Here is a 25,043-nt window from a genome sequence, read left to right as displayed (position 1 = left end):
AAACAGAAGTTTTCCTACAAGCGGAGATGACCGCGGGAAGCGGTCATCTTTTAATGGACAACTTTAAATCTGCTGTACCCCTGAATTTCATCATGAGTTGTTATATCAAGGGATTCAACCTGGCTGAAAGGAGTTGGACCTTCGTTGATCTTTTCAATGAAACGTTTCAGCTGACCCTCTTCAGCTTCAGCTTCGATCAGGACGGTTCCGTCCGGCTGGTTTTTGACCCAGCCTGTTACGCCGAGTTGTTCAGCCATCTGCTTGGCAGAAGCCCGGAAACCGACTCCCTGAACGCGTCCATGTACAAGAATTCTATTGTTTTCCATTGTGTCAGCACCTCCAGTTCCTCTCTAAACAATTCCCTGCATCCCCCTGCAGGCAAACCTCAATAAGGAGGAAGAAGGATGAAAGAAATAAAGATTACGGATCTGTCCCCGTTTAAAATCGGACAGAAAGAAGATCCATCGGGCCGTACCGGCTGTACTGTTGTGCTTCATGACACAGGTGCAGTCGGAGGTGTAAGCGTCCGGGGCGGTGCACCGGGAACAAGGGAGACCGACCTCCTCCGGCCGGAAAACCTTGTCCAGCATATTCATGGTCTCTTCCTTTCAGGCGGCAGTGCTTTTGGACTGGATGTCGGTTCGGGTGTCATGAAATTTCTTGAAGAAAAAGGAATCGGGTTTGATGTGCAGGTGGCTAAAGTTCCGATCATCCCAGGAGCTATTTTGTTTGATCTGACCGATGATCCCGCCGTCAAACGTCCGGACGCACAACTCGGCTATGAGGCCGCACGTTCCGCTTATGAAGCACCTGCTTTTCAAATGGGAAATTACGGAGCGGGTGCCGGGGCTTCGGTAGGAAAAGCGCTGGGAAAGACGCACAGTATGAAAGGCGGAATCGGAAGCTGGGCCTGCAGAATTGGGCAAGTGGAAATCGGAGCTGTAGCAGCGGTGAACAGTTTTGGCGATGTGGTTGATCCGGCCACAGGAAAAGTGATCGCAGGTCTTTATGAAGGAAATGAGTTTTTACATACAGAAAAGCAGCTTCTTCATCAAATGGAAGATACGGATACCAATCGTTTCAAAGGAAATACGACCATTGGGACCATCCTTACAAATGCGGCTTTGACAAAAGCGGAGGCATCTAAAGTGGCCGATGCGGCTCATGACGGTCTGGCAAGGACAATCCGTCCCTCTCATACTTTTGTGGACGGGGATACGATTTTCTGTATGTCGGACAATCAAGTTCCCTGTGACACGAACGCCCTGGCTGCTGCTGCTGCCCTGTGTATGGAAAAAGCGGTCCTGAATGCCGTCCTCTCCAGTGCTTCCACAGAAGAATATCCAGCCGCCAGGGATTCTCACAAGAAAGGATGACACACGTGTACGTATTTGTTTATGGATCCTTATGTTCAGGGCAGGACGATCATCACCTTTTACGAGAGGCAGAACTTGTATCCGCTCAGGCTTTTGTGAGGGGCACTCTTTATTCCGGTCCCTTGGATGAACCGCTTCTTCTTGAAGACCAGTCTACATGGACGTATGGTGAACTCTATCATATTCGGCACTCCTTACTATCAGAGCTTGATGATTACGAAGGCTTTCAACCAGGCAATGAAGATGGGGAATGGTATAGGAAAGAAACAGAAGTCTTTTCGGACACAGACTCCGTAATGGCAGAAACCTTTTACTGGAACGGAGTGACGAAAGCATCGATTTCTCACAACGACTGGAAGGTTCATCAGTTCCTCCAACAAGACTCCTACATTTATTTCGCCTACGGGTCCTGCATGGATGATGCCCGGTTCATTACCCAGAAGGTCCACCATCTCTTTGCGGATGTTATAGGAACAGGAACGCTTTATGACTACCGTCTAGCTTTTTCTTATCATTTGAATGATGGAGCAAGAGCGGATATCAGGGAGGGCGCGCACCAAAAAGTGGAAGGTGTCCTATATCGAATCAACAAGCAGGCCCTTCATTACCTTTTTTTAAGGGAAGGGGTGGAAGCGGGGGCATACAGACCTTCCATTGTGCCAGTGGAAATGGATGATGGTTCAGTCCTGCAGGCTGTCACATTCACTGTGCTCTCTAAGAAAGAAGACATGCCTCCGCCCTTTCATTATGCCGAAGAGATTGTCCGCGGTGGCGAACGTTATTTATCCTCGGAGTACATCGAGGCGTTGAAGCAGAGGTTTCTCGATGATTTAAAAGTGCAGCATTTTCAAGAATACATGGAGAAAAGGAGTCGTTCCTATGACTGAAGCCAGATGGAAAAGCTATACAGCGCGTGATTTTTCTACCCTTTCCTATATGTCTTCCCATCAATCCGATCATTGTGAGGAGGCGTTAATCATCATTCACGGCATCACGGCAGAATTAACAGAGCAGAAAAAGTTCGCCTCCGCCTGCCGGAGAGATGCGGATGTTTTTCTTCCGGTCCTCAGAGGCTATGACCATAAAAATAAGCGCGGTGACCTGGATTATATCGGACAGTATGATGATGATTTGTTTGATTTCATTCACTATATCAAGAAAAAAGGCTACAAGCGGATCACACTGATGGGGCATTCCATGGGGTGTGCCAACCTGCTCCGCCTGATCAAGAAAAATCCAGCCATCGGAGATGCCTACATCTTCACGGCTCCATTTTTCCATCCGGCTGTTCCCGTTTATAAAAACGAAGCTTCTGATCCTTCCGGAGAAGGAGATGATGTCGAGTACACCGTCTATACGAAAAAGGTCATGGTGTTAATGACTTTATATAAAATGAATGTTCACCGATTTGAGAAGGCTTCAGCCGCTGAAATTCCTGACGAATTCGCCAGCACCGGCCGGCTGTCCCTTTCCTTCCGGTTGTTGGTTTCCCGATTTCCTGAGAAAGTGACCTCCGCTCTGTTGAAAGGTGTGCAGGCACCAGTGACCATTGCTGTCGGCAGTGAGGATGAGGTGATTGAAGCAGAAAAATTGAAGAAGTGGGCCGAAGATATCTGGGACCGTCCAGTCGATATTCTTCCAGGGGCCGATCATAACGACATTCTGTATGATGCCGGATTTCATAAAATCATTCATGAAATGGACGATTCTGTCAGTGAAAAAACTTTACAGTGAAGTCATCCAGTTCAAGGGCCGAGCTGATGATTTCGGATACGAGCAGGGAAAAAGACTGAAAGAGACCCTGCTTTATGAAAGTCATCTTCTGCGCAGACCGCGGTCCATCCGACATTATCAAACAGATACAGAACACGTGAAAGCGATGCTTATGCACTGGGCGCCGCTCCTTTGGGAAGAGCTGAGGGGACTATCGGAAGGTTTGGAATGGCCTCTTGAAGAAACCGTTCATGAATACAGCGGGTGGCAGCAGGAATGGGATCGTTCCGGATGCTCTATCATGCTTGGTCGTAACTATATGATCCGCAACTATGACTACAACCCGAAAACCTATGAAGGACGGTTCCTGATTTACCAGCCGGACGACGGGACCGCATCCATCGGGCCGGGGCAGCGGGTCATTGGACGCACCGATGGCATGAATGAACATGGACTGTGCGCAGGGTACAACTTTGTCAATCGTCTTCACCCGGAAGATGGATTCATCTGCTGTACATTGACTAGAATTCTTTTGGAGAGCTGCCGGGATACCATTGAAGCAGAGAAGCTGCTGAAAGAGCTCTCCCACCGGCATTCATTCAATTATGTCCTGTTTGATAAAGCCGGCAGATCTTCTATTTTAGAGGGATCTCCCAGAGGGGTGATCAAGAAAGAAGGACGGGCTTGTACCAACCACTTTTCCCACATGCCGGAGGAAAACCGCAGACACTTGTCAGATTCAGAAGCGCGGCTTTCTCAAATGAAGGACAGGCAGAAGGAGGAGTGGGAGGCTCATGACGCTTTTCGATTTTTAAACGACCGTTCGGGTCCGATTTTTTCCGATCAGTATCAACGGTCTTCGGGTACGATTCATACAGCTGGTTATTCCCCGGAGACGCTTTCTCTCCGATTCGGACTTGGCGGTGATGCACAGGCTGTTTCGTTTTCCTTCGACAACTGGATCAAGGGACGCCGTTCACCTGTGAAAAAAATGTTCGGCTGGATTGATACAGTTATGGATATTCCCTATCTGGACGGCATCACCTGAAAAACCATATTGAGATGAAGGGGTCTGCGGCGTACAATAAGGATAGACGTAAACCGTAAAGGAGACCTTTGATGCACACAACGACACGTAAAAATGCCATGAAACTTCAAAACCTTTATGCCTTTTTAAAACAAGAAGGGATGAGCAGACAAAAAGATAAAGTTATGGATCTGATTAAAAAAATCAAGCAGGAGGAAATGGTCATCGGCTTTGCCGGTCACTTTTCCGCCGGCAAGTCCACATTGATCAATACGCTGCTGGAAAGCCGGCTGCTTCCTTCGAGTCCTATTCCAACGAGCGCCAATATTGTCCGTTTAAGAACAGGGCCCGTGTATACAAAGGCTTATTTCCTTTCAGATGCGCCTGTGAAATACGAAGCGGATGTAGAGCCGGAGACTATACAGGCATGGTGCAGGGACGGTGAAAGTGTGACCGGACTGGAAATCAGCCGTCCGGATAGTCTCCTTCCACCCCACGTTTCTGTCCTGGATACCCCTGGCGTAGATTCTACGAATGATGCAGACAGGCTGATCACCGAATCTTCTCTGCACGTGATGGACTACATGTATTATGTCATGGATTACAACCATGTTCAGTCGGAAGTAAATCTACTGTTCTTATTGGAAATGCAGCAGAGGAAGACCCCTTTTAGCGTTGTGATCAACCAGGTGGATAAGCATGTAGAGGACCAGCTTCGGTTTGACGACTACCGAAAAAGTGTCGAAGCGGCCTTTCAACAGTGGGGAATTCACCCGGAAGCGGTCTACTATACATCCATGAGAGATTTTACTATGGAACAAAATGAGTACAGGCAGTTGAAAAACCATTTCCAACAGTTGTTTGACAGGGATTTTACCCTCATAGAACAGCAGGCGGATGATGTAGCTGCTGCTTTAATGGAAGAAACCGTCAGGGATTATGAAGAGACTTTTGAAGAAAAGCGGGAAGAATTTCTTGAACAGAGAGAAAACCTTCAATCGGTCATCGAAGAAAGTCCGATGAATCCGGATCTGATCCATGAGTACAGCGAACTGGAAGAAGCGGCAGACGAGGCGTTTGAAAAGCGTATCTTTCAGTTTCTTTCCAATGCCTACCTGATGCCGAGCGCCCTCCGTGAGCATGCGGAAGCTTACCTGGAGTCCCGGCAGCCGGACTTTAAAGTCGGCCTTCTGTTTGCAAAGAAAAAAACCGAGGAAGAAAAACAGGTGAGGGAAGACGCTTTTTACGAAGCCTTGAAAAAAACGATGGAAGAACAGTTGAAATGGCCGGTGAGAGAACGGATGATGAAACTGCTGGACGCTTACGGCATCCATTCCACAGAGCTTCTTCAAATCGTTCAGGACATGGATTTTCACTATCCAAAAGAACGTCTGGAAACACTGGTTCAATCAGGGGCTTCGGTTACAGGGGCTTATGTTCTTCGTTACACGGATGAAGTGGCAGCTGATATTCAACGGCAGGCCAAAGCTTTTCTCAGAGAATGGAAAAAAGCTTTTCTGGAAGAAGTCTCAGCAAAAAAACAGGATGTGCTGCGTCAACATGAACAAGCATTCTCTACGTATGAAGACATACAGAAGATTGACGAGGAACTCGAAGCCATCATTGAAAAGGTCCGGCAGTTCTCAAACCGCCTTCATGAAAGTTTTTCTGACACGATATCTGCGGAAAACAGGAAACGGGCAGAAGAAGATGAGAGGCGTCTCGAGGAGCGGGTGTCTGATGCTCCGGAACATCCTGCACGCGTCATGGACGAGGGCGGGAATCTTATAGTGGAAGAACCATCCGAAGGCAGGCCGGACCCCTCTCCGAGTTCAACGGTGGATCAGGTGAAAGAGAGGACAGAGAAGACTCTGGCTGTTATTCAGGAGTTGGAAAATATGAACGACCTTTCCCGCCGGCTGGAGGAAAAAGTGACCCGACTGGATAATCGGACGTTTACAATAGCCTTATTTGGTGCCTTCAGCGCAGGGAAATCCTCGTTTGGCAATGCGCTTCTCGGAGATGACGTTCTGCCCGTGTCTCCCAATCCGACAACAGCAGCCATCAACCGGATATCTCCCGTATCAAGCGGCCATCTTCATCAATCGGCGGAAGCTGTCGTAAAATCAGAAATGGATATGCTGGAGGACATAGCAGCTGTGTACGCATCTTTTTCTTCCTTGGAATCAGCCTGGAAGGAACTTGATGAAGCGGATGTAGAAAAGTGGAGATCATGGGAGCAAAAGGAGCTTTCCTTCCTAAAAGCCTTTTATGATGGATACCCCCAGATGAAGGAACAGCTGGGACAAAGGATTTCTGTGCCTTGGGAGCAGCTGGCTGCTTTTGTTTCACAAGAGGACAAGTCCTGTTTTATCGAGTCGATAGATGTGTACTACGATTGTGCCTGGACAAGGGCTGGCGTGACGCTTGTCGATACACCCGGGGCAGATTCCGTCAATGCCCGCCATACGAATGTCAGCTTTCAGTACATTAAAGATGCCGATGCGGTCTTATTTGTCACCTATTACAACCACCCGTTCTCAAGAGCCGATGAAACGTTCCTGAAACAACTGGGCAGGGTCAAGGACAGTTTTGCCATGGATAAGATGTTCTTCCTCATCAATGCCAAAGACCTTGCGCAGTCCAATGAAGAGCTGCAGCAGGTCGAGTCCTATGTGGAAACTCAGCTGAGTGCATTCGGAATTCGGAATCCGAGGCTTTACCCGGTCTCAAGTCTGCTCGGGCTGAAAGAGAAAAAATACCATCAAGATGAAAATTCCGGTATGGGGGCATTTGAAGACGGTTTTTCTTCCTTTTTGGAAGAGGAGTTATCCCAAGTGATGACAGCTTCCATTGAAAACGATTTAGAGCGGGTGAAAAGCTATATCCAATCCATGGTGGAGAGCAGCCACATGGATGAAGGGGAAAGAAAAAAGAAAAAGGCACAACTGGAAGAACGCAGGCAGCAGGCACTGGCTCTTTTCGAAAAAGAGTATGACGGCGGGGCTGAAAAAGCGGTGCAGAACAAAATGGATAAGCAGCTTCATTACGTCCATGAACGGATGATGCTCCAATTCAACGATCTGTTCAAACGACATTTCAATCCTGCGGCTATTAATGGATTACAGCAGGATGTGAAAGAACAGGTGAAGGAGGCACAAAAGCGGCTGTTTGAAGAGATGACCTTTGATATGAAAGAGGAAGTCAAAGCCGTATGTGTCCGTGTGGAGCAGTTTATTGCGCAGCACCTCGATGAGACGAGGGCTAAAATTGAAACAAACCTCCATCATATCGAATCGTCCATCCATCTGGAAACACTTGAGTTCCCTGATATCTCCGTTCCAAAGATTGAAGGGCAGATCGAGCTCACGGCTGCAGAACAGGATCAGATCAGGAAAATGTTCAAGGGGACGAAATCTTTCTTTGAGAAAAATGAAAAAGAAAAAATGAAAGAAGCGGCCGCTCCACGCGCATCGGATGTTCTGCATCAGCAATTAAATCTGATTTCCAAAGACGTAACGCCTTATTACCAGACTCAATGGGCAGATCTATATGCGACGGCCCGCCGTACCTGGATAGATGAAACGGCAAAGCAGTTCGATCAGCTGATTGACCATTACAGGACCCCTGTAAACCGGAAACAGGTGGAAAAAGTCTGGCATCAGCTCTCCAAGGTCTAAACGAGAAACGGAAAACATACCATAGACTAAGACGATTCTCCCCGGCCGGGGTTCTCTTCCTCCTCCCCGGCCGGGGAATTTCTTTTATCATCACCCGCTGACCAGACGCATACAGTGTACAGGAAAGGAGGATGACGAACATGTTGTATAATCCGAACCAGGGAATGTACCGGCAGCAGTATGCATCACAGACAGCTTCTGCTGAGTTTTCGTCAAGCCCCTCTGCCCCCGGGCTTAAGGGGAGTGTTCAGTTTTACCAGATGCCGTATGGTGTTGAGGTATTTGTTTATGTAGAAGGACTGCCTTCGTTTAAAAAGGAAAAAAACGGAGTTCAGACGGGCCCTCACGGCTTTCATATCCACGAAAAGGGTTTGTGTGAAATTGGGGACGGCAGCGATCCGTTTGCAACGGCAGACGGCCATTGGAATCCTGATCAGCAGCCACATGGCAATCATGCGGGGGATTTCCCTGTGCTTTTTTCCAATCAAGGAAGGGCACGGATGATTTTTTTCACCGATCGTTTTCAAGTCCGTGATATTATCGGAAGAAGCGTCATCATTCACCAAGGGCCGGATGATTATCAGTCCCAGCCCAGCGGACGTTCAGGGAAAAGAATCGCCTGTGCCGTCATTCAATCCGGATAAATCATCATGGGGAGGAATAATGCTCCTCCTTTACGGATATAATGGAAGTAGAGTGATGTGAAGGGAGTGTACTTGACTTCATACCGCAGGCGTAGTATAGTAAGTATAAAGATTGAATTACCAATATTAAGAAGTTCATTCTTCCCAATCACCTATTATAAAGAGTGATCAATTCTATTGGTACTTTTTATAATATGTGATTTTTTCATTAAAGCAAAACGCATATTAATTTAGAAATATTGGAGGATCCATTCCATGAAAACAGGTACAGTGAAGTGGTTTAACGCGGAAAAAGGTTTTGGTTTTATCGAGGTTGAAGGCGAAGATGATGTATTCGTACACTTCAGCGCAATCAACGAAGAAGGCTTCAAATCTCTTGAAGAAGGTCAAGCTGTAGAGTTTGAAGTAACTGAAGGAAATCGCGGACCACAAGCTGCAAACGTAACGAAATTATAAAATCATAAAAAGACTGGCTTTAGAAAGTCAGTCTTTTTTCTATCATAATTGAGTTAAAGGGGGCTGCTTCAATGGCATTCGGAAAGAAAAATCAAGCTGAAGTGAAAGAAGAAGATACAAAAATCTGGGTTTGTTCATCCGATGACTGCAACTGCTGGCAGAGGGATAATTTCCGTACGAACAATGAGAAGAAATGTCCGATGTGCGGCAGCGATATGAAGGAAGAAAACAAAGTCCTTCAAGTTGTGGAAAACAACAGCCTGTATTATAAATCTCAGTCATGATATGGTGAAAAAAGCGATTGCTCACGGGCGGTCGCTTTTTTCCGTGAGAGGAGGAGAAACCGGACATGGATAACAAAGTAAAGCAGATGCTGGAAACGAAACAAGCACTCAGAAAAAATACGCTGGGCACAATTTTGGACCGCTTTGACGGGGATTTAATGAAATTATCAAAAAAGCAGCGCAGGCAGAAGTATCAAAAAATGATGGAGAATCCCTACAGCTTTTTCCGGGGGAGCGCCTATCTATTCTTTCACGATGTTACAGAACTGCCGTTCAGGTTTCACACTCCTGGGGAAACGCCGACATGGATCATGGGAGATCTCCATTTTGATAATTTCAGTGTGTTTCAAAATGAAAACAAGGATATCGTCTTTGATGTCGATGACTTCGATGAGGGCTATCTCGGTTCTTACTTATATGACGTGATGCGGATGGTTGTCAGCATCCGTTTAACTATGGATCAACTGGGTTATCCTGAAGACAGTCATGATGCGATGGTCGATCATTATCTGAAACATTACGTGAAGCAGATGGAAGCCTTCCACCATAGAGATGAGGATCCACAGACGATGTACTTTACCAAAGAGGAAAGTAAAGGCGCTGTAAAAAAAGCGATTCAAAAAGTAGAAGAACGGCGGGCTTCCCATGAACTGGAGAAACAGACGATCGTCAAGCATGATTCGATCCGTTCCTTTGATATCGGCAAGGAGAAATTAGCATCGGTACCGAAACAGGAATATGAGCAGCTGGTTAAAGCATGGGACGATTACTACCATTCGCTTGATCAAAAGCTGCGCCGGCCGCGTGAATTTTACCGGATCAAAGATATCGTAAAAAAACGAGGCTCGGGTATCGGCTCAACCGGCCTGAACCGGTATTACATTTTAATAGAAGGCCAATCGGGGGACAGTCATGAAGATGACATCATACTGGAAGCCAAGGAAGCACGCACGCCCATTCCTGCCTACTTCTTCCCTTATGATGAGCAGTTCTGGACAGAACACCGTCAACAGGGGCGGCGGGTGATTCACACTCAGCAGGCGATGCACCATTTGTCCGACCCGTATCTCGGGTACTTTACGATGAATAACAGCGACTATTATGTGCGCGAACGTTCTCCTTATTCCAAAGATCTTAAACCGAAACATCTGTTGGAGGAGAAGCGGATGAAGAAGACACTGAAAACGATGGCTCAGATCAGTGCCAAAATTCATGCGCGGGCGGATGCAGATATCGATGAAGGCATCCTTCCCTATCATAGTGAGGATGCCATTATGGAGGTTATTCACGGACATAAGGCGGATTTCCAAACAGAGCTCATTTTATGGTCCAGACATTACAAGGAAAGAGTCAGCACGGATTATCAGCTGTTTCTGGAATGGTGTCGTGAAAATGAGTACGTGAAATCTCCGTGATGACTGTTCTATGAAGCGGATGAATGATATACTTTTCTTGTTCTACAAACGAAAGCAATGGAGGATTCAGACATGTTAACAGTTAATAACGTAGGGCTTCGATTCGGTGACCAGAAACTGTTCGAAGACGTCAATATAAAATTCACCCCGGGAAACTGCTACGGGTTAATCGGGGCAAACGGAGCAGGTAAATCCACGTTCCTTAAAATCTTGAGCGGAGAAATTGAACCACAAATCGGAGATGTAAGCCTGAAAAAAGACCAGCGTCTGGCGGTCTTGAAACAGAACCACTTCGAATATGATGAATATCAGGTTCTTGAAACGGTCATTATGGGCCATACACGCCTGTATGAAGTCATGAAAGAAAAAGACGCCATTTATATGAAAGGTGATTTTTCCGAGGAAGACGGCATGCGTGCGGCTGAACTGGAAGGCGAATTCGCAGAAATGAACGGGTGGGAAGCGGATTCTGATGCTGCCCGCCTTCTTAAAGGACTTGGAATCGGGGAAGATCTGCAGACGAAGCAGATGAGTGAGCTTGCCGGTTCGGAAAAAGTGAAGGTCCTTCTTGCCCAGGCGCTGTTCGGCAATCCGGATGTTCTCCTTCTCGATGAGCCGACCAACCACCTGGATATTAAAGCGATCCAGTGGCTTGAGGATTTCCTTATCGACTTTGAAAATACCGTGATCGTTGTTTCCCACGACCGTCACTTCCTGAACAATGTATGTACCCATATCGCTGATCTTGACTTCGGGAAGATCCAGGTCTATGTCGGAAACTATGACTTCTGGTACGAATCCAGCCAGCTTGCAATGAAGTTGGCCCAGGAGCAGAATAAGAAGAAGGAAGAAAAAATCAAGGATCTCAAAGAGTTCGTGGCCCGTTTCAGTGCCAACGCCTCGAAATCCAAACAGGCAACATCCAGGAAGAAACTACTGGATAAAATCACCCTGGATGATATTCAGCCTTCCTCCCGTAAGTATCCGTACATTTCCTTCCAGGCGGACAGGGAAATCGGGAATGACCTGCTGACGGTAAAAAACCTGTCCAAAACCATTGATGGTGTGAAAGTTCTGGACAACATCAGCTTTACATTGAACAAAGATGATAAAGTGGCTCTCGTAGGTGCGAACGAAGTGGCCAAGTCCACGCTGTTCCAGATTCTTATGGGTGAGATCGAACCGGATGAAGGAAGTTATAAATGGGGCGTTACGACCTCTCAAAGCTATTTCCCTAAAGACAACTCCGAGTTCTTCGATTCTGAACGCAGCCTCGTTGAGTGGCTCCGTCAGTATTCACCGGAAGACGAAACAGAAACGTTCCTGCGTGGATTCCTTGGCCGTATGCTGTTCTCCGGCGAGGAAGCATTGAAGAAAGCGAACGTTTTGTCCGGAGGAGAAAAAGTCCGCTGCATGCTGTCTAAGATGATGCTGTCCGGGGCAAACGTTCTTCTTCTTGATGAACCAACCAACCACCTGGACCTGGAGTCCATTACAGCTTTAAACAAAGGGTTGATCAATTTCAAAGGTTCTGTCATCTTTGCTTCTCATGACCATGAGTTTATTCAAACGATCGCCAACCGCATCATAGAATTGACTCCAAGCGGTCTTGTAGATAAGGAAATGACGTATGATGACTATTTGAATGATCCGGAAATTCAAAAGCAGGTCGCTGCTCAATACGCATAAATACTGAAAAGCCTGTCACTTTGACAGGCTTTTTTCTTCTTTTTCCCCCTTTAACTTCTCCTTGTTCGACCTTCTGAATGACCAAATCCCCTAGGAACATGCCTTGAAGCGTGACGGATTTTGTCAATCTGCCGCTTTTATCATCGAAAAGACGCTGGTTTTCTGCCTCTTGTAATGACAGTGAAATATAGATGTTACGTTTGCAACGAAACTGTTGCTTGTTTGTTCTTAATTTATACGAAATATCTGGTAATCTAGTAATTGTGAATTGATCACATCAAAAATACAAAGTGATCGAACAAACAAGGGGAGGCACTATCCTATGAAAAAAACTGTATTTTCTGTTGCAGCAACCGTAGCCTTGACTGGAGCATTTGCCACATCTGTGAGTGCTCACGAATCTGAACAATATTCCGTCAATAAAGGGGATACTCTTTGGAGCATCTCTCAAAAATACAACGTATCTGTCAACAATCTAAAATCTTGGAACGATCTAAATTCCAATCTTATTTATCCAAGTCAAACACTTGCCGTATCTAACGCACACAGCAATCAAGCATCTACTTCTACTACTAAATCTTCGAACGCATCCACGTACACGGTTAAATCCGGAGATACGTTGTTCGCGATCAGCCAAAAATTCAATATTTCCGTCGATCAGCTGATGGCTTGGAACAACTTATCTTCCACTCTCATCTACCCAGGGGAACAATTCAAGGTGGACGGACAAAAAGCAGCAGCAGAGACATCTACAGCTCCTGCTAAAGAAAGCACAGCCAAGTCCAGTGAAAGCAGCCAGAAATCAAGCAGCTCCAGCAATGCTTCTGCTAAAGAAACATCTGCTGAGTCCACAGAAGCTGTTCAAGCGAACACGAACAAAGGAACGAGCAATGATGTAGTTAAGGAAATTACAGCCGAAGCAACGGCCTACACGGCAAACTGCACAGGCTGCAGCGGCGTAACAGCAACTGGTATTGATTTAAATGCGAATCCAAACCAGAAAGTAATTGCTGTAGACCCGAACGTCATTCCATTAGGTTCTAAAGTATATGTAGAAGGCTATGGAACAGCCATTGCCGGTGATACCGGCGGTGCCATCAACGGGAACCGTGTTGACCTTTATATGCAGGACCGCGGCGATGCTCTTGATTTCGGACGCCAGACTGTAAAAGTACAGGTGCTTGCGGACTAATTTCAATATTTTGAAAGATAAAGACCTTTTCAGTTCTTCTGAAAAGGTCTTTTTTCTTTTATATAGGAAGGCTTATTGATAGACTTAAGACATCTTATGGTTGGAAAGGAGACTAATGATGAGAGCGATTGTACATGAAGGAAAAGATGGTCTGGAAGGTCTTCAGGTGAAAATGATGGAGGAGAAAACGCCGGACGCCCGTGAAGTGAAGGTGCGCATTCACACAGCAGGAATGAACCGGCGGGATCTTGCGGTTGTTACAAAAAGGCATAAAGGTAAAGACCCGGCTGTCATTCCCGGTTCAGATGCTTCAGGGATCGTTGAGGAAACAGGAAAAGATGTGACGCGTTTTAAAAAAGGGGATGAAGTCATAGTCAACCCCGGCCTCGGCTGGCAGGAGAATAGCGATGTTCCTCCAGAAGGATTTGAGATTGTCGGCTTTCCTGACCACGGGACGTTTGCGGAGACTTACATATGTACTGAAGAACACCTGGAATTGAAACCGAAGCATTTAACTATGGAAGAAGCAGGGGTTCTTTCACTGGCTGCATTGACGGCTTATAGAGCTCTGTTTACAAGAGGGAACCTCAAATCAGGAGACACGGTGATGCTTCCTGGAATCGGTGGAGGCGTTCTGACGTATGCCCTCAAATTCGCCAAGGCAGAAGGGGCCAGAGTGATCGTTACGTCACGGTCCAGGGAGAAGCTCAAACAGGCACTGGACGCTGGAGCGGATAAAGCATTCCTTACAGAGTCGGATTGGAGTGGGGAATTGACTGGTGAGAGCGTCGATCTATTAATTGAGAGTATAGGAGCCGCTACATTCAATCAATCACTGCGTGCTGTCCGTAAAGGGGGAACGATTGTTACATTTGGATCCAGTACGGAAGATGAAGTCACTTTGAATATCCGTGAATTCTTTTACGGACAGTATAATTTACTGGGGTCTACGATGGGAAGTGCAGAGGAGCTGAGATCGATGATCGCTTTTATCGAACATCATAGCATCCGTCCGGAAATCGACAGGATATTCCCGTTGGATCAAGCGGAGGAAGCTTTCACGTACATCCGCGATACTAAGAACTTCGGGAAAATCGGCTTTCAAATGTCATAATATTCTCTCATCTTACTTAGTAGCAACTCCGATATATAAAAAATAAAACCATCAACAAGCGAACAAATGTGCTTATGATTGGACAAATCTACCATCATTTATTGTAGAATGAAAGTATTCGATAAGGAAGGGGAGGATCGCCGTGTCACATAAAAACAACCCGAAACGTTTTGCGTTAAATATGAGCGCAGCCCAGTTCACCAAATTTTACATCATGCACCTGTTACAAATCCGCCAGCCGATGATCAGTGAACATTTTAAGCAGGAGTTTAAAAAACTGACGAAGAACTGGATTCCGGCACCTTCAACACTTCTGGATACATTACATGAAATGACGGAGCAGGGGTTACTCTATCGGAAGGAAGATTACAAATCCCACGATAAAAAACGTCAGAAGGTTTACTGGTATTATTTAACCGACCAGGGGAAAGAAGAATTTGACGTTTTAAAGAAGCGGTATAAATTATTGTTTGAAGAACAGATTCAGATTTTAAACCAGATTATGAAAGATGTGTATCGTTAAGCTCGAAAGGATGACAACAAGTGAGATTGAGTGTACTGGATCAAAGCCCTATATCCAAAGGGGATTCTGCCGAACAGGCGCTGCAAAACACCATTGAGCTGGCCCGCTGGACGGAGGAACTTGGTTATTACCGGTACTGGGTGGCCGAACATCACAGCACGAATGGATTAGCTGGATCTTCTCCGGAAATCCTGATTGGTCAGATTGCGGCAGCTACCAGCCGGATGCGTGTCGGTTCCGGGGGAGTACTCCTCCCTCAATACAGTCCATTGAAAGTAGCGGAAAATTTCAGAGTGCTGGAGGCTTTTTACCCAGGGAGAATCGACCTTGGTCTTGGACGCTCACCCGGGGGCGGCCGTAAAACAAGACTGGCCTTGACGGATGGGGTGGAAAAGCCGCTCAGCTCCTTTTCGCGTCAGGTGAAAGAGCTGCAGCAGTTTCTGCACGGGACGATGCCTAAGGGAAGCGATTATTACGGAGTGACGGCAAGACCGGCGACAGACAGTCAGCCGGAAACGTGGATTCTCGGTTTGTCTGAACGCGGGGCACGTCATGCAGCAGTGAATGGCACCGGATTTACACTCGGACATTTTATCAGTCCAGACAACGGTGAGGCTGCACTGCGAGCCTACCGGGAAAAATTCAAGCCTTCCCCCTCCCTTGATCAGCCGGATGTGAATGTTTGTATTTTTGTTGTCTGTGCAGAGACAGAGGAAAAAGCGGAAAAGCTGGCGCTTAGTCAGGATCTGTGGCTCCTTCAGGTTGAAAAAGGACTCGAGACCCGTGTTCCTTCTATAAAAGAGGCAGAAAGCTATACGTATTCTGAAATCGAAAAGAAAAAAATCGAGCAGAACCGCCGGCGTGCGGTTATCGGAACCCCCCAGCAGGTGAAGGCACGTCTGCTCGAATTGTCAGAGCAATACCAGACCGATGAATTTCTCATCATTACGAATATTTACGACTTGGAGGCTAAGAAAGAATCCTACCGCCTGATTGCTCAACAATTCCATACGTAATGGCTTCGGAAGAAAAATGAGTCATTCACCCATACCAATTCCTCCTTTTTCTCATATATAAAAGGGAAAGGGGGAATAAGTATGAGTAAAGGATATGGTGGAGGATTTGCGCTGATCGTTGTATTGTTCATTCTCCTTATTATTGTCGGAGCTTCCTGGTGGTGCTGATAAGCAGAAGCGCGGGTTTCCCCCGTGCTTTTTTTATGCTTCCATACCTCGCGATATTTTAAAATGAGACAAACTAGGATATAATGGACGACATGACTTGTCAAAAAGGGTGAATAAAGTGAGTAAAGAACAATATTTAGGAACAGTAAGAAAAGCTGTTTTAACGAAAAAAGTGACCCATGGATTCAAGGTGACGGCAGGAAATGAAGAATACTTCCTTCCTGATGAAGAAGTGGACGAGTCTGTTGAACTTGGTGATGAACTGTCTTGCTTTTTATATATGAATAAAAAGGGAGAAGCGGCAGCGGTGGTAGACCTTCCGGAAATTACCCGTGACTCCTACGGCTGGGCCGAAGTTGTCGAAATTTCTCCAAACACAGGAGTGTTTGTTGACATCGGACTTCCGGATAAGGATATTCTTGTGTCCTCTGACCATCTGCCCCTGTTTAAGTCAGTCTGGCCTGCAGAAGGGGATCACTTATTTATAAGTTTGGAACTGGATAAAAAAGGCCGGTTGACAGGCGAACCGATCAGCGAGCAGGAAGTGATGGACGATCTTGAGCCGGCTCCTGCAGAATTGTTGAAGGAAGAAGTAACAGCAAGGGTTTACCGGGCCATAAAAGCCGGCACAGCTGTGTTAACAGGCGAAGGCTACCGCGGGTTTATCCATCCGCATGAACGTAAAGAAGAACCGCGCCTTGGCCAGACGATTGAGGCCCGTGTCATTGACGTCAAGGAAGATGGTACGATCAATCTTTCTCTAAGACCGTTAAAACAGGAAAGCATGTCTGAAGATGCCGAGATGATTTTCAAATTCCTTGAGGAAAACGACGGAGTTATGGGACTTCATGATAAAAGCTCTCCAGATGAAATCCGGGAAACGTTCCAAATCAGCAAAGCCGCTTTCAAGCGTGCGCTTGGTCAGCTGATGAAACAGGATAAAGTTGAGCAGAAAGACGGACGTACCGTTATCAAGCATAACTGAGTATCGGCACTTCGAACTTCGTAGCAACTCCAAACCTAAAAAAAAACAAAACAGCCGCTATGTCATCGGTTTGACAAGGGCTGTTTTTTACTGCTTTCATAATGCCGCTCCGGCTCGTCTGGATAGGTGACACGCAGCGAAAAGTGTTCATAGCCGGTATCCAGTCCAAAAATGTGCAGGACGTCGTTGATGACAAGGGCATCCGGGGAATCTTCATCAAAACTCATTTCCCGGAAGAGTGGAGTCAACTGATTCATAGCTTTTGTCCCTGAGATTCTTTCTCTGCCCATTTCGTACACAACCGCCTGTGCTCCTTGATCATAAGCTGAATAGTAAACGCGGTAGGTTACACCACCGGGATAGTGAACATCAAGATTAAAGGCAGTAAATGAAAAAGCTCCGGCGGTTGAATCCGCCAACTCATACGAAATGTTGTCTACGGCGTTAGGTTCGGCTGTTTCTGCTTCCTTTTCGCCGGCAGGTTCTCCGCAGGCAGTAAGTAGAAAGAAGGCAGAAAAAATAAGCATGATCCATGTATGCATTGAATAGCACCTCCTGTCTGTTAATCAGGATAGCCGAGTTGTCTCCGGTTTATAACACATGCAGCAGGCACAAATTTATTCATTGTTCCTGCTGCATGTTAAAATGTAAGTAATCCGATCTAAGGAGGATGATTATGAAAAGTCTATCGATCTGGCTTTCCCTTATTATCGTCGTTGCAGGCGTCGGCCTTTTCACATGGAGTAAAAACACAGGTGCTTCATCCGATCCTGAAAAAAAGGCGTCATCCGGCACGAAAATGATTGAAATGTATAACGGAGACACTGTTGAATGGACAAAGGCACAACTGAAAGATCAACTGAGTGATATTCAATATAAAGTCACCCAGCAGGATGGAACAGAAAAGGCGTTTGATAATGCATACTGGGACAATAAACAGGCAGGCATTTACGTGGATATTGTTTCTAAGGAACCGTTGTTCAGTTCCCGGGATAAATACAAATCAGGAACCGGCTGGCCGAGTTTTACTAAGCCATTGGTGGAAGAGAATATAGTCACGAAAGACGATCCGGGCATTTTCGGCATGCGGACAGAGGTGCGGAGTAAAGCGGGAGACAGCCATCTTGGCCACGTGTTCAATGATGGACCTGAACCGACAGGGCTTCGCTACTGCATGAACAGTGCCGCTCTTGAGTTCATTCCTGTTGATGAAATGGAGGAAAGAGGCTACGGGGAGTTTTTAGAGGTATTTGATAAAGCTTAAGACAGGGGATTCCCCTGTCTTTTTTTCTACTTTAAAGGATGTGGCCTTGACAACATCAATGAGAACGATTATCATTACCATAAATAATGATGATAATGAGGGTGAGAGGCATGAATCAAACCAAATCAAAATTAGCAGAGGTTATTAGAGAAAGACGCTCCATCAAAACCGGCTATCTGGATAAACCTGTACCGACAGAACTCGTAAAGGAACTTCTGGAGGATGCGGTATGGGCACCTACCCACGGGATGCGTGAACCATGGCGGTTCATCTATGTACCTTCTGAGCAGAAAGAGGATTTTGTATCCTCCCTCGTCGACACGTTTCCGGAAGAACGGAAGGAAGACCGCAGAGATTATTTCAGCAAGCCTTCTGCTTTCTTAATTGTTGTGATGGATGAAGATCCAAGACAGAAAGTGTGGGAGGAAAATTTCGGTGCGGTCAGCTGTCTGCTTCAAAACTTCCAGCTGCTGGCATGGGAAAGAGATCTTGGTGTGGTTTGGAAGACAAATCCTCACATTTATGACCCGGACGTTCATGAACTGCTTGGGATTCAGCCGGAGGAAAAGATTGTCGGCTTCATTCACATGGGGTACTTTGAAGAAAAACCAGAACCTAAAAAACGGACGTCCATTGACGATAAATTCACCCTCTATACACCATAAGTCCAGCACACCCCTCAGGAGGTGTGCTTTTTTACGGGGAAGAAGACGCTATGTCTTCAAACTGGACTTCAATCAATTGATCCTCTGCAGGATTGACCAGGACATACACGCGTACGTTCTTTTTTGTACCCGCTTGATCCATAGTAAATAGGAAGGTATACTGCTCCCGGTTATCAGCAATGGCTACTTTCCCCTGATAATCATAATTCACCAGGTCGTAATCCGGATAGTTCTTAGCCGTTTCCTCAACTGCAGCTTTCCCCCATTTGGCATAATCAGGCTGGGCAAACACGTGGTTGAAGGATACGGAAAGAAACAAAAGAGCCATAAGAAAGACTGCTCCTTTATAGAATGTCCTTTTTCCTCTATGCGTCATCATCATCCCTCCTTTATCCCCATTAGTTTTTATAGAATCCGCAAATATATGCGGGTGGATAAACAAAAGGTGCCCTTAGGATCAGGCACCTTTTTTCTATTTCATGTATTTGTCATCGTAAGCAATCAAGACAATGTTGTATTTCTCCTCCAGCTGTTTGATCTGCTGCAGCTGATCTGTGGGGAGACGGGCGAAGTCGAAGGTCATTCATGCCACTCCTTTCCTTGTTATCATAAGCGGATCGTCGGTTCTCTATGCAGGCCGGATGGATTATATTAGACGAATCATCCGGAGCGTTTTATCATAAAGAAAGGAAGTGGAAAGGAGATTGCTATGAATTTTACAGCACTTGATTTTGAAACGGCTAATGCATCCAAAGGTTCGGTTTGTTCCATTGGGCTTGTGGAGTATGAAAACGGGCGGCTTGTCAGGGAATATTACCGTTTGGTGAAACCGAAAAAGAATTATTTTGCTCCCATAAATGTACGTGTGCACGGAATTACCAAGGAAGATGTCAAAGATGCCGAGGAATTTCATACGTTGTGGGAAAAAGAAATTAAATCCATGGTGGAAGGAAAGCTTTTGATTGCTCATAATGCCCAGTTTGACATGGGGGCTCTAAGAGCCGTCCTTGATGAGTACAACCTTCCTTATCCTATGCTTGCCTACAACTGTACATTAAATATTTCAAGGAAGACGTGGCAGCTTCCTAAATACAATTTGAATCGAGTAGCGGATCATCTAGGCTTTTCATTTTCCCATCACCATGCTCTTGAAGATGCAAAAGCAGCGGCCCATATCTTCATGAAGGCAAAAGAAAAGTTGCAAGCGGCCGACTCTAAAGATCTCGTGGATAAATCAGGCACAACGAACGGGATGATGTATGAAGGTGGTTATGAACCGGCGCGGTTGAATAAAAAGCGGAGAGCACAGAAGTCGTCAGCTTCTTCTTTCACAGCAGCATCCGTAGAATTAGACCCTTCTCATCCTTTGTACAAGGCCTCGGTTTCCTTTACCGGCCGACTTTCCCATATGAAGAGGGAGGAAGCTGTTGAGAAGGTGATTCAGCACGGAGGGGTGTTTCATTATGATATTGAAGCGGCCACCAATTATGTGGTCGTTGGAACCAAAACGTATGAGCGTTACACGGCAGGAGAGAAAACGTCCAAATTGGAAAGAGCGGAAACACTGTTAAGCCAAGGAGCATCCATCGAAATTTTATCAGAAGCGGATTTTCTGAATTATGTAAGGCGTTCAACGGTTTGAACGCCTCTTTAATGGATATAGATGCTTGCTGTCTTTTAACCAAAGGGGGTGGACGGCTCTGGCTTTTTCAGGCAGAGATCCTAAATTAACTCCAGCAGCGTAATAGGACTGCCAGACAATTTTTGTACAGTACTGAACGTCATCAGGGCCATTCAAAGGGGTGTGAATACGATACAAAGCTTCAGGGTATCTCTGGTGTAGATATCCTGCAAATGCAGCAGAGCGCAGGCCTGTGTCTTTCTCATGCGCCCGATAGTGGGAAACTCTGCGGAATTTTCTTTTATAAACATCAGGTTCATCCTTGATCAAACCGGAAGGAATGGAATGAAGAACCTTTTTATCAGTCGTGACAATGCCTGCGTGTCCTACATATTTGGACTCCCGTTTTCCAATCGGGGAAAACAATACATCTCCTGGTAAGACCTCTGAAGGATCAAACGTGCAGGAATGGACTCTTTTAGGACGGTAGAGAATAAAAAGAAAAATGGGAACAATCAAAACGAACATTTTTTTCATAAAGCACCACCTCATTCTTATCGTAAGCAATGGATGAAAGAATCACAACTATGGAAGAGGGGGTAAGAGATGCGCAAAGAACAGGAAATGTATGATTTACTTTTACATACGGCTGATCAGGATGATCGGATACGAGCGGTGCTTTTAAATGGATCAAGGGTTAATAGGAATGCAGAAACAGAGCATGACGCTCTTCAGGATTACGACATTCAGTATATCGTGTCTGATTTTTCGTCCTTTATGAAGGATCACACATGGATTGATGTTTTCGGGGAGCGGCTGATTACGCAGATGCCTGATCATTATCCTTTATACGCGGAGGATGGAAGGAGGGGGCGGTTTGCTTATTTGATGCAGTTTACAGATGGGACAAGAATTGATTTGACTCTCGTTGACGTCCACGATCTGCCTGAGACTTTCGAGAGTTTAACAGAAGTTCTGCTCGACAAGGATGGGTGTCTTCCGGAAATTCCAGATCCGGACAACCGCGATTATATCGTTGAGAAACCTGCACATGAAGATGTCTATCGCTGCAGCAATGAATTCTGGTGGGTAAGCCTGTATGTGGCTAAAGGCTTGGAGCGGAAGCAATTGCCCTATGCTAAAACGATGATGGAGGGTCCTGTGAGAAGGATGCTGCACCAAATGATGAGCTGGTACATTGGCTCAAAACATGACTTTTCGGTCTCTGTCGGCAGTGCCGGTAAATATTTTGAACGATTTCTGCCTGAAGAACTGTGGATATTGTATCAAGCTACCTATACAGGAAGTGATTACAATGAAAATTGGGAGGCGCTCATCACAATCGCTGAGTTATTTCAATTACTCGAAAGCGAAGTATCCTTGAGCATTTCAGCTGAATCCTTTAACAGCAACGATGTATACGCTTACTTAAAGGATTGGAAAAGTAGGTGTGGCATGTAAAAGTGCGAAAAAATGGATGCGGGAACAAATGTTCGGTATAATGATCTTAACTCGTATAAGGAGGTTGATCATGGTATCGAATGGATCGAATTCAAGGAGACGCCGGCTGACAAATGAAGAAATTGCAGAACGGTACAAAAATGGGGAGAGGACAGCAGTGATTGCAGGGGAGGCGGGTATTACTCCGGACGCCATTCGTCTCATTTTGAAAAAAATGAATGTTCCTATGCGTCCCCGTGGCAGCTGGAAACGTAAATATCACGTCAACGAGCATTACTTTAAAACCTGGTCGAACAATATGGCCTATATCCTTGGTTTCTTTGCTGCAGATGGGATGATACCAACTAATGGGCAGCAAATCAGCTTTTCTCAGAAAGATAGACACATACTCCATCTAATCAAACAAGAGTTAAGTTCTAATCATCCAATCATTTTAAATGAAACGACTGATGTCTGCATCCTAAATATAAACAGCAAAATTATAAAAGACGATCTTATACAAATTCATGGTTTCACACCGAAAAAAAGTATGAAAGTACGTATTCCCGAGATCCCGGAAAATTATAAATCACATTTTGTCAGGGGTTATTTCGATGGAGATGGGTGTGTATACAAAGATAAGAAGTTTATTAATATTGTGTGTGGATCGAAAGACTTTATTTATTCATTAAACGATATGCTTGAAGAACAAGTTATTAGAAGTCAGGTAAAGACCTTTGAAACTTATTTCAGACTTTATGTTAGTGGTAAAAAAGATGTTCTAAATTTCTTCAATTGGATTTATGCCGATAAAGGGATATATATGGAAAGAAAGTACAGGACGTTCTTAAACTTGCTGAAGTAATTTTGGTTTTTGAAAAGGGAAGCACATATGGATGCCTCTCTTTTTTTATATAATTCTAGTAGACATAATATATATTATACTAAGCTAGTGTAAATTGTGTAATTTTGTCTCAAATATCAAGTTTACTCATGTTATTGAGACAAAACAAAATGAAACAGTCAGTGAAAACTCAAACATTACTGATTTATCTCAGCACACATGATTATTACATACCATGAGCATCTTTCGATTGATTGATGAAATTTCGGATCGCCGTAAAATCTTCCAGAATCTTATGAACATCCATCCGGTTTAACGGCACCAGCATTTGCTCATTGATGGTTAACACATGACTTGTATCATTTCTGTGTTTTTCCAAATATTCATTTAGATGAATCAATTGATCTTCACTAAGTATTGAATTTGTTTGAAAATGCTTAATCTGCTGCATGTCAAACTGATTCGTTTCCTTTATATAAGCGCCTGATACCAATTCTCCCTGCCATTTCATTTTCATTGAATCATCTCCTTTATTTGAATATGATTTTGTATTAGTTTGACCTCCCTTTGATTTGTTATGTGTTATGGATGGTCTGTTTTTATACATATATTGGAGTTGCTACTAAGTAATAAGTAAGAATATTATGATAAAGTGTAAAATGTGCCTCCTTTTCGGGTCTAGAACGTATGTTCTTGTTGTGCTCCAGTTTAATTATTTGGGTTGAAACTGCATAAAAAAAGCCACAGAGTTATTACTCTGTGACCTTTACTTTCGATTTTTTCGGCGTTTGAGCTGTACTTTCCTCATACACGCGAAGCGTTGTGTAGTAATAGTCCAAAATCTGCTCAGAAGGTTTCTGCCAGCTGTGTTTCTCAGCTTCCTTCCTGGCGTTTTTACAAAGGTCGGCATAAAGAGAGGTTTCTTCCAAACGGTTGATGGCTTCAATCATGCTTTCTGTATTCTCGTTTTCAAATAATAGCCCTGTTCGGCCATCTTCCACCTGCTCCATTGTCGGACCACTTTTGGCTGCTATGACGGGTAAACCTGATGCCATAGCCTCCAATATAACAAGACCCAGTGTTTCGGTCACAGATGGGAAAATAAGCGCGTCTGAAGAAGAAAAAGCCTCAGCCAGTTCATCTCCATGCAGCAGACCTGTAAACACGGTGTTTGTCCCTTTAAAGGCCTCTTCGAGTTCTCCTTTGACCGGGCCATCTCCCACAATCGCAAGAGATATGTCTTCCCGTTCGTCCAGCAGCGGCCTGATTTTATGGATTTCCTTCTCAGGCGCCAATCTTCCGACGAACACGAGCAGCTTATTTTCTGGTTTACCGTTGGATAAACGACTGCGCATCGTCTCGGTCCGGTGTCTGGGATGATAATGATCCACAGCTACACCTCTGTCCCATACGCTGACGTTATGGAAGTTTTTATCATCCAACTCCGTTTTAATCGCCTGTGATGTACATAAGTTGACATGGGCGTAGTTATGAAGCTTTCTGAAGTACCACCATACAAGTGGTTTAAATGGATAAAGCCTGTAATAGTCCAGGTATTTCGGCACATGTGTGTGGTATGAAGCAATTAACGGGTAATTCAGCTTATCCGCATAGTACACACCAGAGACTCCGACAAGGGCTGGGTTGACCACGTGAACGAGGTCGGGATTATGCTTTTGCAGCAGATCCTTTACCCGTTTTTGTGGCAGGCTGAATTCCTTAGACCTGTAAAAAGGCAGTTTTGTCGGCTTTACCCCTTCGACAATCGCTCCTTTGTATTCCTTCACACCAAGATCTGGAGCAATGACAACCACTTCATGATCCTGATTGAGGAGATACGTAATGGCTTCCTTCAGTCTTGTAACTACTCCATCTGTTGATGGCAGGAAAGTTTCTGTAATGATGGCGATTTTCAAAGCGGAAAACT

At 45.3% G+C, this 25,043-nt stretch carries 27 protein-coding genes; 21 read left to right on the top strand and 6 right to left on the bottom strand.

Annotation, left to right across the window (positions count from 1 at the left end):
- Positions 1-50 precede the first annotated feature (50 nt).
- Positions 51-326 (bottom strand): acylphosphatase, encoded by a 276-nt coding sequence (locus H615_RS0106295; protein WP_027954348.1) that lies wholly within the window; start codon positions 324-326, stop codon positions 51-53.
- 78 nt (positions 327-404) lie between these two features.
- On the opposite strand from H615_RS0106295, the gene H615_RS20960 reads away from it, so the two are divergent.
- The 16 genes from H615_RS20960 (at position 405) to H615_RS0106215 (ending at position 17,282) form a co-directional block, all read left to right on the top strand.
- Positions 405-1,376: a P1 family peptidase gene (locus tag H615_RS20960; RefSeq protein WP_035531323.1), complete on the top strand. Its 972-nt coding sequence runs from the start codon at positions 405-407 to the stop codon at positions 1,374-1,376.
- A 5-nt stretch (positions 1,377-1,381) separates the two neighbouring features.
- Positions 1,382-2,263, top strand: coding sequence for a gamma-glutamylcyclotransferase family protein (locus H615_RS20955; protein WP_051254604.1), 882 nt, complete (start codon positions 1,382-1,384; stop codon positions 2,261-2,263).
- Positions 2,256-3,110, top strand: a complete 855-nt coding sequence (locus tag H615_RS20950) for an alpha/beta hydrolase (RefSeq protein WP_051254603.1) — start codon at positions 2,256-2,258, stop codon at positions 3,108-3,110. Before H615_RS20955 ends, H615_RS20950 begins: the two co-directional genes overlap by 8 nt.
- Positions 3,091-4,137 carry a C45 family autoproteolytic acyltransferase/hydrolase gene (locus tag H615_RS0106275; RefSeq protein ID WP_027954347.1) on the top strand — a complete coding sequence of 349 codons (1,047 nt, stop codon included), beginning with the start codon at positions 3,091-3,093 and terminating at the stop codon, positions 4,135-4,137. The genes H615_RS20950 and H615_RS0106275 overlap by 20 nt, the downstream gene beginning before the upstream one ends.
- Before the next feature lie 71 nt (positions 4,138-4,208).
- A complete protein-coding gene (locus tag H615_RS0106270; RefSeq protein WP_027954346.1) occupies positions 4,209-7,796 on the top strand; it encodes a dynamin family protein in 3,588 nt (1,195 codons plus the stop codon).
- 140 nt (positions 7,797-7,936) lie between these two features.
- Complete coding sequence (locus H615_RS0106265; protein ID WP_035531320.1) at positions 7,937-8,440, top strand: superoxide dismutase family protein; 504 nt, start codon at positions 7,937-7,939, stop codon at positions 8,438-8,440.
- 255 nt (positions 8,441-8,695) lie between these two features.
- A complete protein-coding gene (locus H615_RS0106260) occupies positions 8,696-8,896 on the top strand; it encodes a cold-shock protein (protein WP_027954344.1) in 201 nt (66 codons plus the stop codon).
- 71 nt (positions 8,897-8,967) lie between these two features.
- Positions 8,968-9,180: a cold-shock protein gene (locus H615_RS0106255; protein ID WP_027954343.1), complete on the top strand. Its 213-nt coding sequence runs from the start codon at positions 8,968-8,970 to the stop codon at positions 9,178-9,180.
- Positions 9,181-9,245: 65 nt separating this feature from the next.
- Positions 9,246-10,595, top strand: a complete 1,350-nt coding sequence (locus H615_RS0106250) for a DUF2252 domain-containing protein (protein WP_027954342.1) — start codon at positions 9,246-9,248, stop codon at positions 10,593-10,595.
- Between the two features lie 72 nt (positions 10,596-10,667).
- Positions 10,668-12,284: an ABC-F family ATP-binding cassette domain-containing protein gene (locus H615_RS0106245; protein ID WP_027954341.1), complete on the top strand. Its 1,617-nt coding sequence runs from the start codon at positions 10,668-10,670 to the stop codon at positions 12,282-12,284.
- 322 nt (positions 12,285-12,606) lie between these two features.
- Positions 12,607-13,476: a LysM peptidoglycan-binding and 3D domain-containing protein gene (locus H615_RS0106240; RefSeq protein ID WP_027954340.1), complete on the top strand. Its 870-nt coding sequence runs from the start codon at positions 12,607-12,609 to the stop codon at positions 13,474-13,476.
- A 118-nt stretch (positions 13,477-13,594) separates the two neighbouring features.
- Positions 13,595-14,590: a zinc-binding dehydrogenase gene (locus H615_RS0106235; protein ID WP_027954339.1), complete on the top strand. Its 996-nt coding sequence runs from the start codon at positions 13,595-13,597 to the stop codon at positions 14,588-14,590.
- Positions 14,591-14,732: 142 nt separating this feature from the next.
- Positions 14,733-15,113 (top strand): helix-turn-helix transcriptional regulator, encoded by a 381-nt coding sequence (locus H615_RS0106230; RefSeq protein ID WP_027954338.1) that lies wholly within the window; start codon positions 14,733-14,735, stop codon positions 15,111-15,113.
- A gap of 20 nt (positions 15,114-15,133) precedes the next feature.
- Positions 15,134-16,129 (top strand): LLM class flavin-dependent oxidoreductase, encoded by a 996-nt coding sequence (locus H615_RS0106225; RefSeq protein ID WP_027954337.1) that lies wholly within the window; start codon positions 15,134-15,136, stop codon positions 16,127-16,129.
- A gap of 81 nt (positions 16,130-16,210) precedes the next feature.
- Entirely contained in the window at positions 16,211-16,297 is an 87-nt protein-coding gene (locus tag H615_RS0106220; protein WP_035531317.1) for a YjcZ family sporulation protein, read from the top strand.
- 118 nt (positions 16,298-16,415) lie between these two features.
- Entirely contained in the window at positions 16,416-17,282 is an 867-nt protein-coding gene (locus tag H615_RS0106215) for a CvfB family protein (RefSeq protein WP_027954335.1), read from the top strand.
- A 62-nt stretch (positions 17,283-17,344) separates the two neighbouring features.
- Here the strand turns inward: H615_RS0106215 and H615_RS21795 are convergent, their stop codons facing one another.
- Positions 17,345-17,824 (bottom strand): YusW family protein, encoded by a 480-nt coding sequence (locus H615_RS21795; protein WP_051254602.1) that lies wholly within the window; start codon positions 17,822-17,824, stop codon positions 17,345-17,347.
- Between the two features lie 134 nt (positions 17,825-17,958).
- Here H615_RS21795 and msrB point away from each other — a divergent pair, with 134 nt between their 5' ends.
- Positions 17,959-18,546 (top strand): peptide-methionine (R)-S-oxide reductase MsrB, encoded by a 588-nt coding sequence (gene msrB, locus H615_RS0106205; protein ID WP_027954334.1) that lies wholly within the window; start codon positions 17,959-17,961, stop codon positions 18,544-18,546.
- Between the two features lie 110 nt (positions 18,547-18,656).
- Entirely contained in the window at positions 18,657-19,211 is a 555-nt protein-coding gene (locus H615_RS0106200) for a nitroreductase family protein (protein WP_027954333.1), read from the top strand.
- A gap of 31 nt (positions 19,212-19,242) precedes the next feature.
- Here the strand turns inward: H615_RS0106200 and H615_RS21790 are convergent, their stop codons facing one another.
- Positions 19,243-19,587 carry a DUF3889 domain-containing protein gene (locus tag H615_RS21790; protein WP_051254601.1) on the bottom strand — a complete coding sequence of 115 codons (345 nt, stop codon included), beginning with the start codon at positions 19,585-19,587 and terminating at the stop codon, positions 19,243-19,245.
- A 333-nt stretch (positions 19,588-19,920) separates the two neighbouring features.
- Here H615_RS21790 and H615_RS22000 point away from each other — a divergent pair, with 333 nt between their 5' ends.
- A complete protein-coding gene (locus H615_RS22000; RefSeq protein WP_084163015.1) occupies positions 19,921-20,853 on the top strand; it encodes an exonuclease domain-containing protein in 933 nt (310 codons plus the stop codon).
- Here the strand turns inward: H615_RS22000 and H615_RS0106180 are convergent.
- Positions 20,842-21,369 (bottom strand): C40 family peptidase, encoded by a 528-nt coding sequence (locus H615_RS0106180; protein ID WP_027954332.1) that lies wholly within the window; start codon positions 21,367-21,369, stop codon positions 20,842-20,844. The genes H615_RS22000 and H615_RS0106180 overlap by 12 nt on opposite strands.
- A gap of 69 nt (positions 21,370-21,438) precedes the next feature.
- Here H615_RS0106180 and H615_RS0106175 point away from each other — a divergent pair, with 69 nt between their 5' ends.
- Together H615_RS0106175 and H615_RS0106170 are read left to right on the top strand one after the other, a co-directional pair.
- The gene (locus H615_RS0106175) at positions 21,439-22,293 is read left to right on the top strand and encodes an aminoglycoside 6-adenylyltransferase (protein WP_027954331.1); all 855 of its coding nucleotides are present in this window, start codon (positions 21,439-21,441) and stop codon (positions 22,291-22,293) included.
- Between the two features lie 70 nt (positions 22,294-22,363).
- Positions 22,364-23,137: an LAGLIDADG family homing endonuclease gene (locus H615_RS0106170; RefSeq protein WP_027954330.1), complete on the top strand. Its 774-nt coding sequence runs from the start codon at positions 22,364-22,366 to the stop codon at positions 23,135-23,137.
- Between the two features lie 205 nt (positions 23,138-23,342).
- On the opposite strand, the gene H615_RS0106165 is transcribed toward H615_RS0106170, so the two are convergent.
- A complete protein-coding gene (locus tag H615_RS0106165) occupies positions 23,343-23,633 on the bottom strand; it encodes a hypothetical protein (protein ID WP_027954329.1) in 291 nt (96 codons plus the stop codon).
- Between the two features lie 235 nt (positions 23,634-23,868).
- Positions 23,869-25,032, bottom strand: coding sequence for a glycosyltransferase family 4 protein (locus H615_RS0106160; RefSeq protein WP_027954328.1), 1,164 nt, complete (start codon positions 25,030-25,032; stop codon positions 23,869-23,871).
- Positions 25,033-25,043 lie beyond the last annotated feature (11 nt).

The sequence above is a fragment of the Halobacillus kuroshimensis DSM 18393 genome (genome assembly GCF_000425705.1).
Lineage (GTDB): Bacteria > Bacillota > Bacilli > Bacillales > Halobacillaceae > Halobacillus > Halobacillus kuroshimensis.
This window is presented reverse-complemented; position numbering and strand designations above follow the sequence as displayed.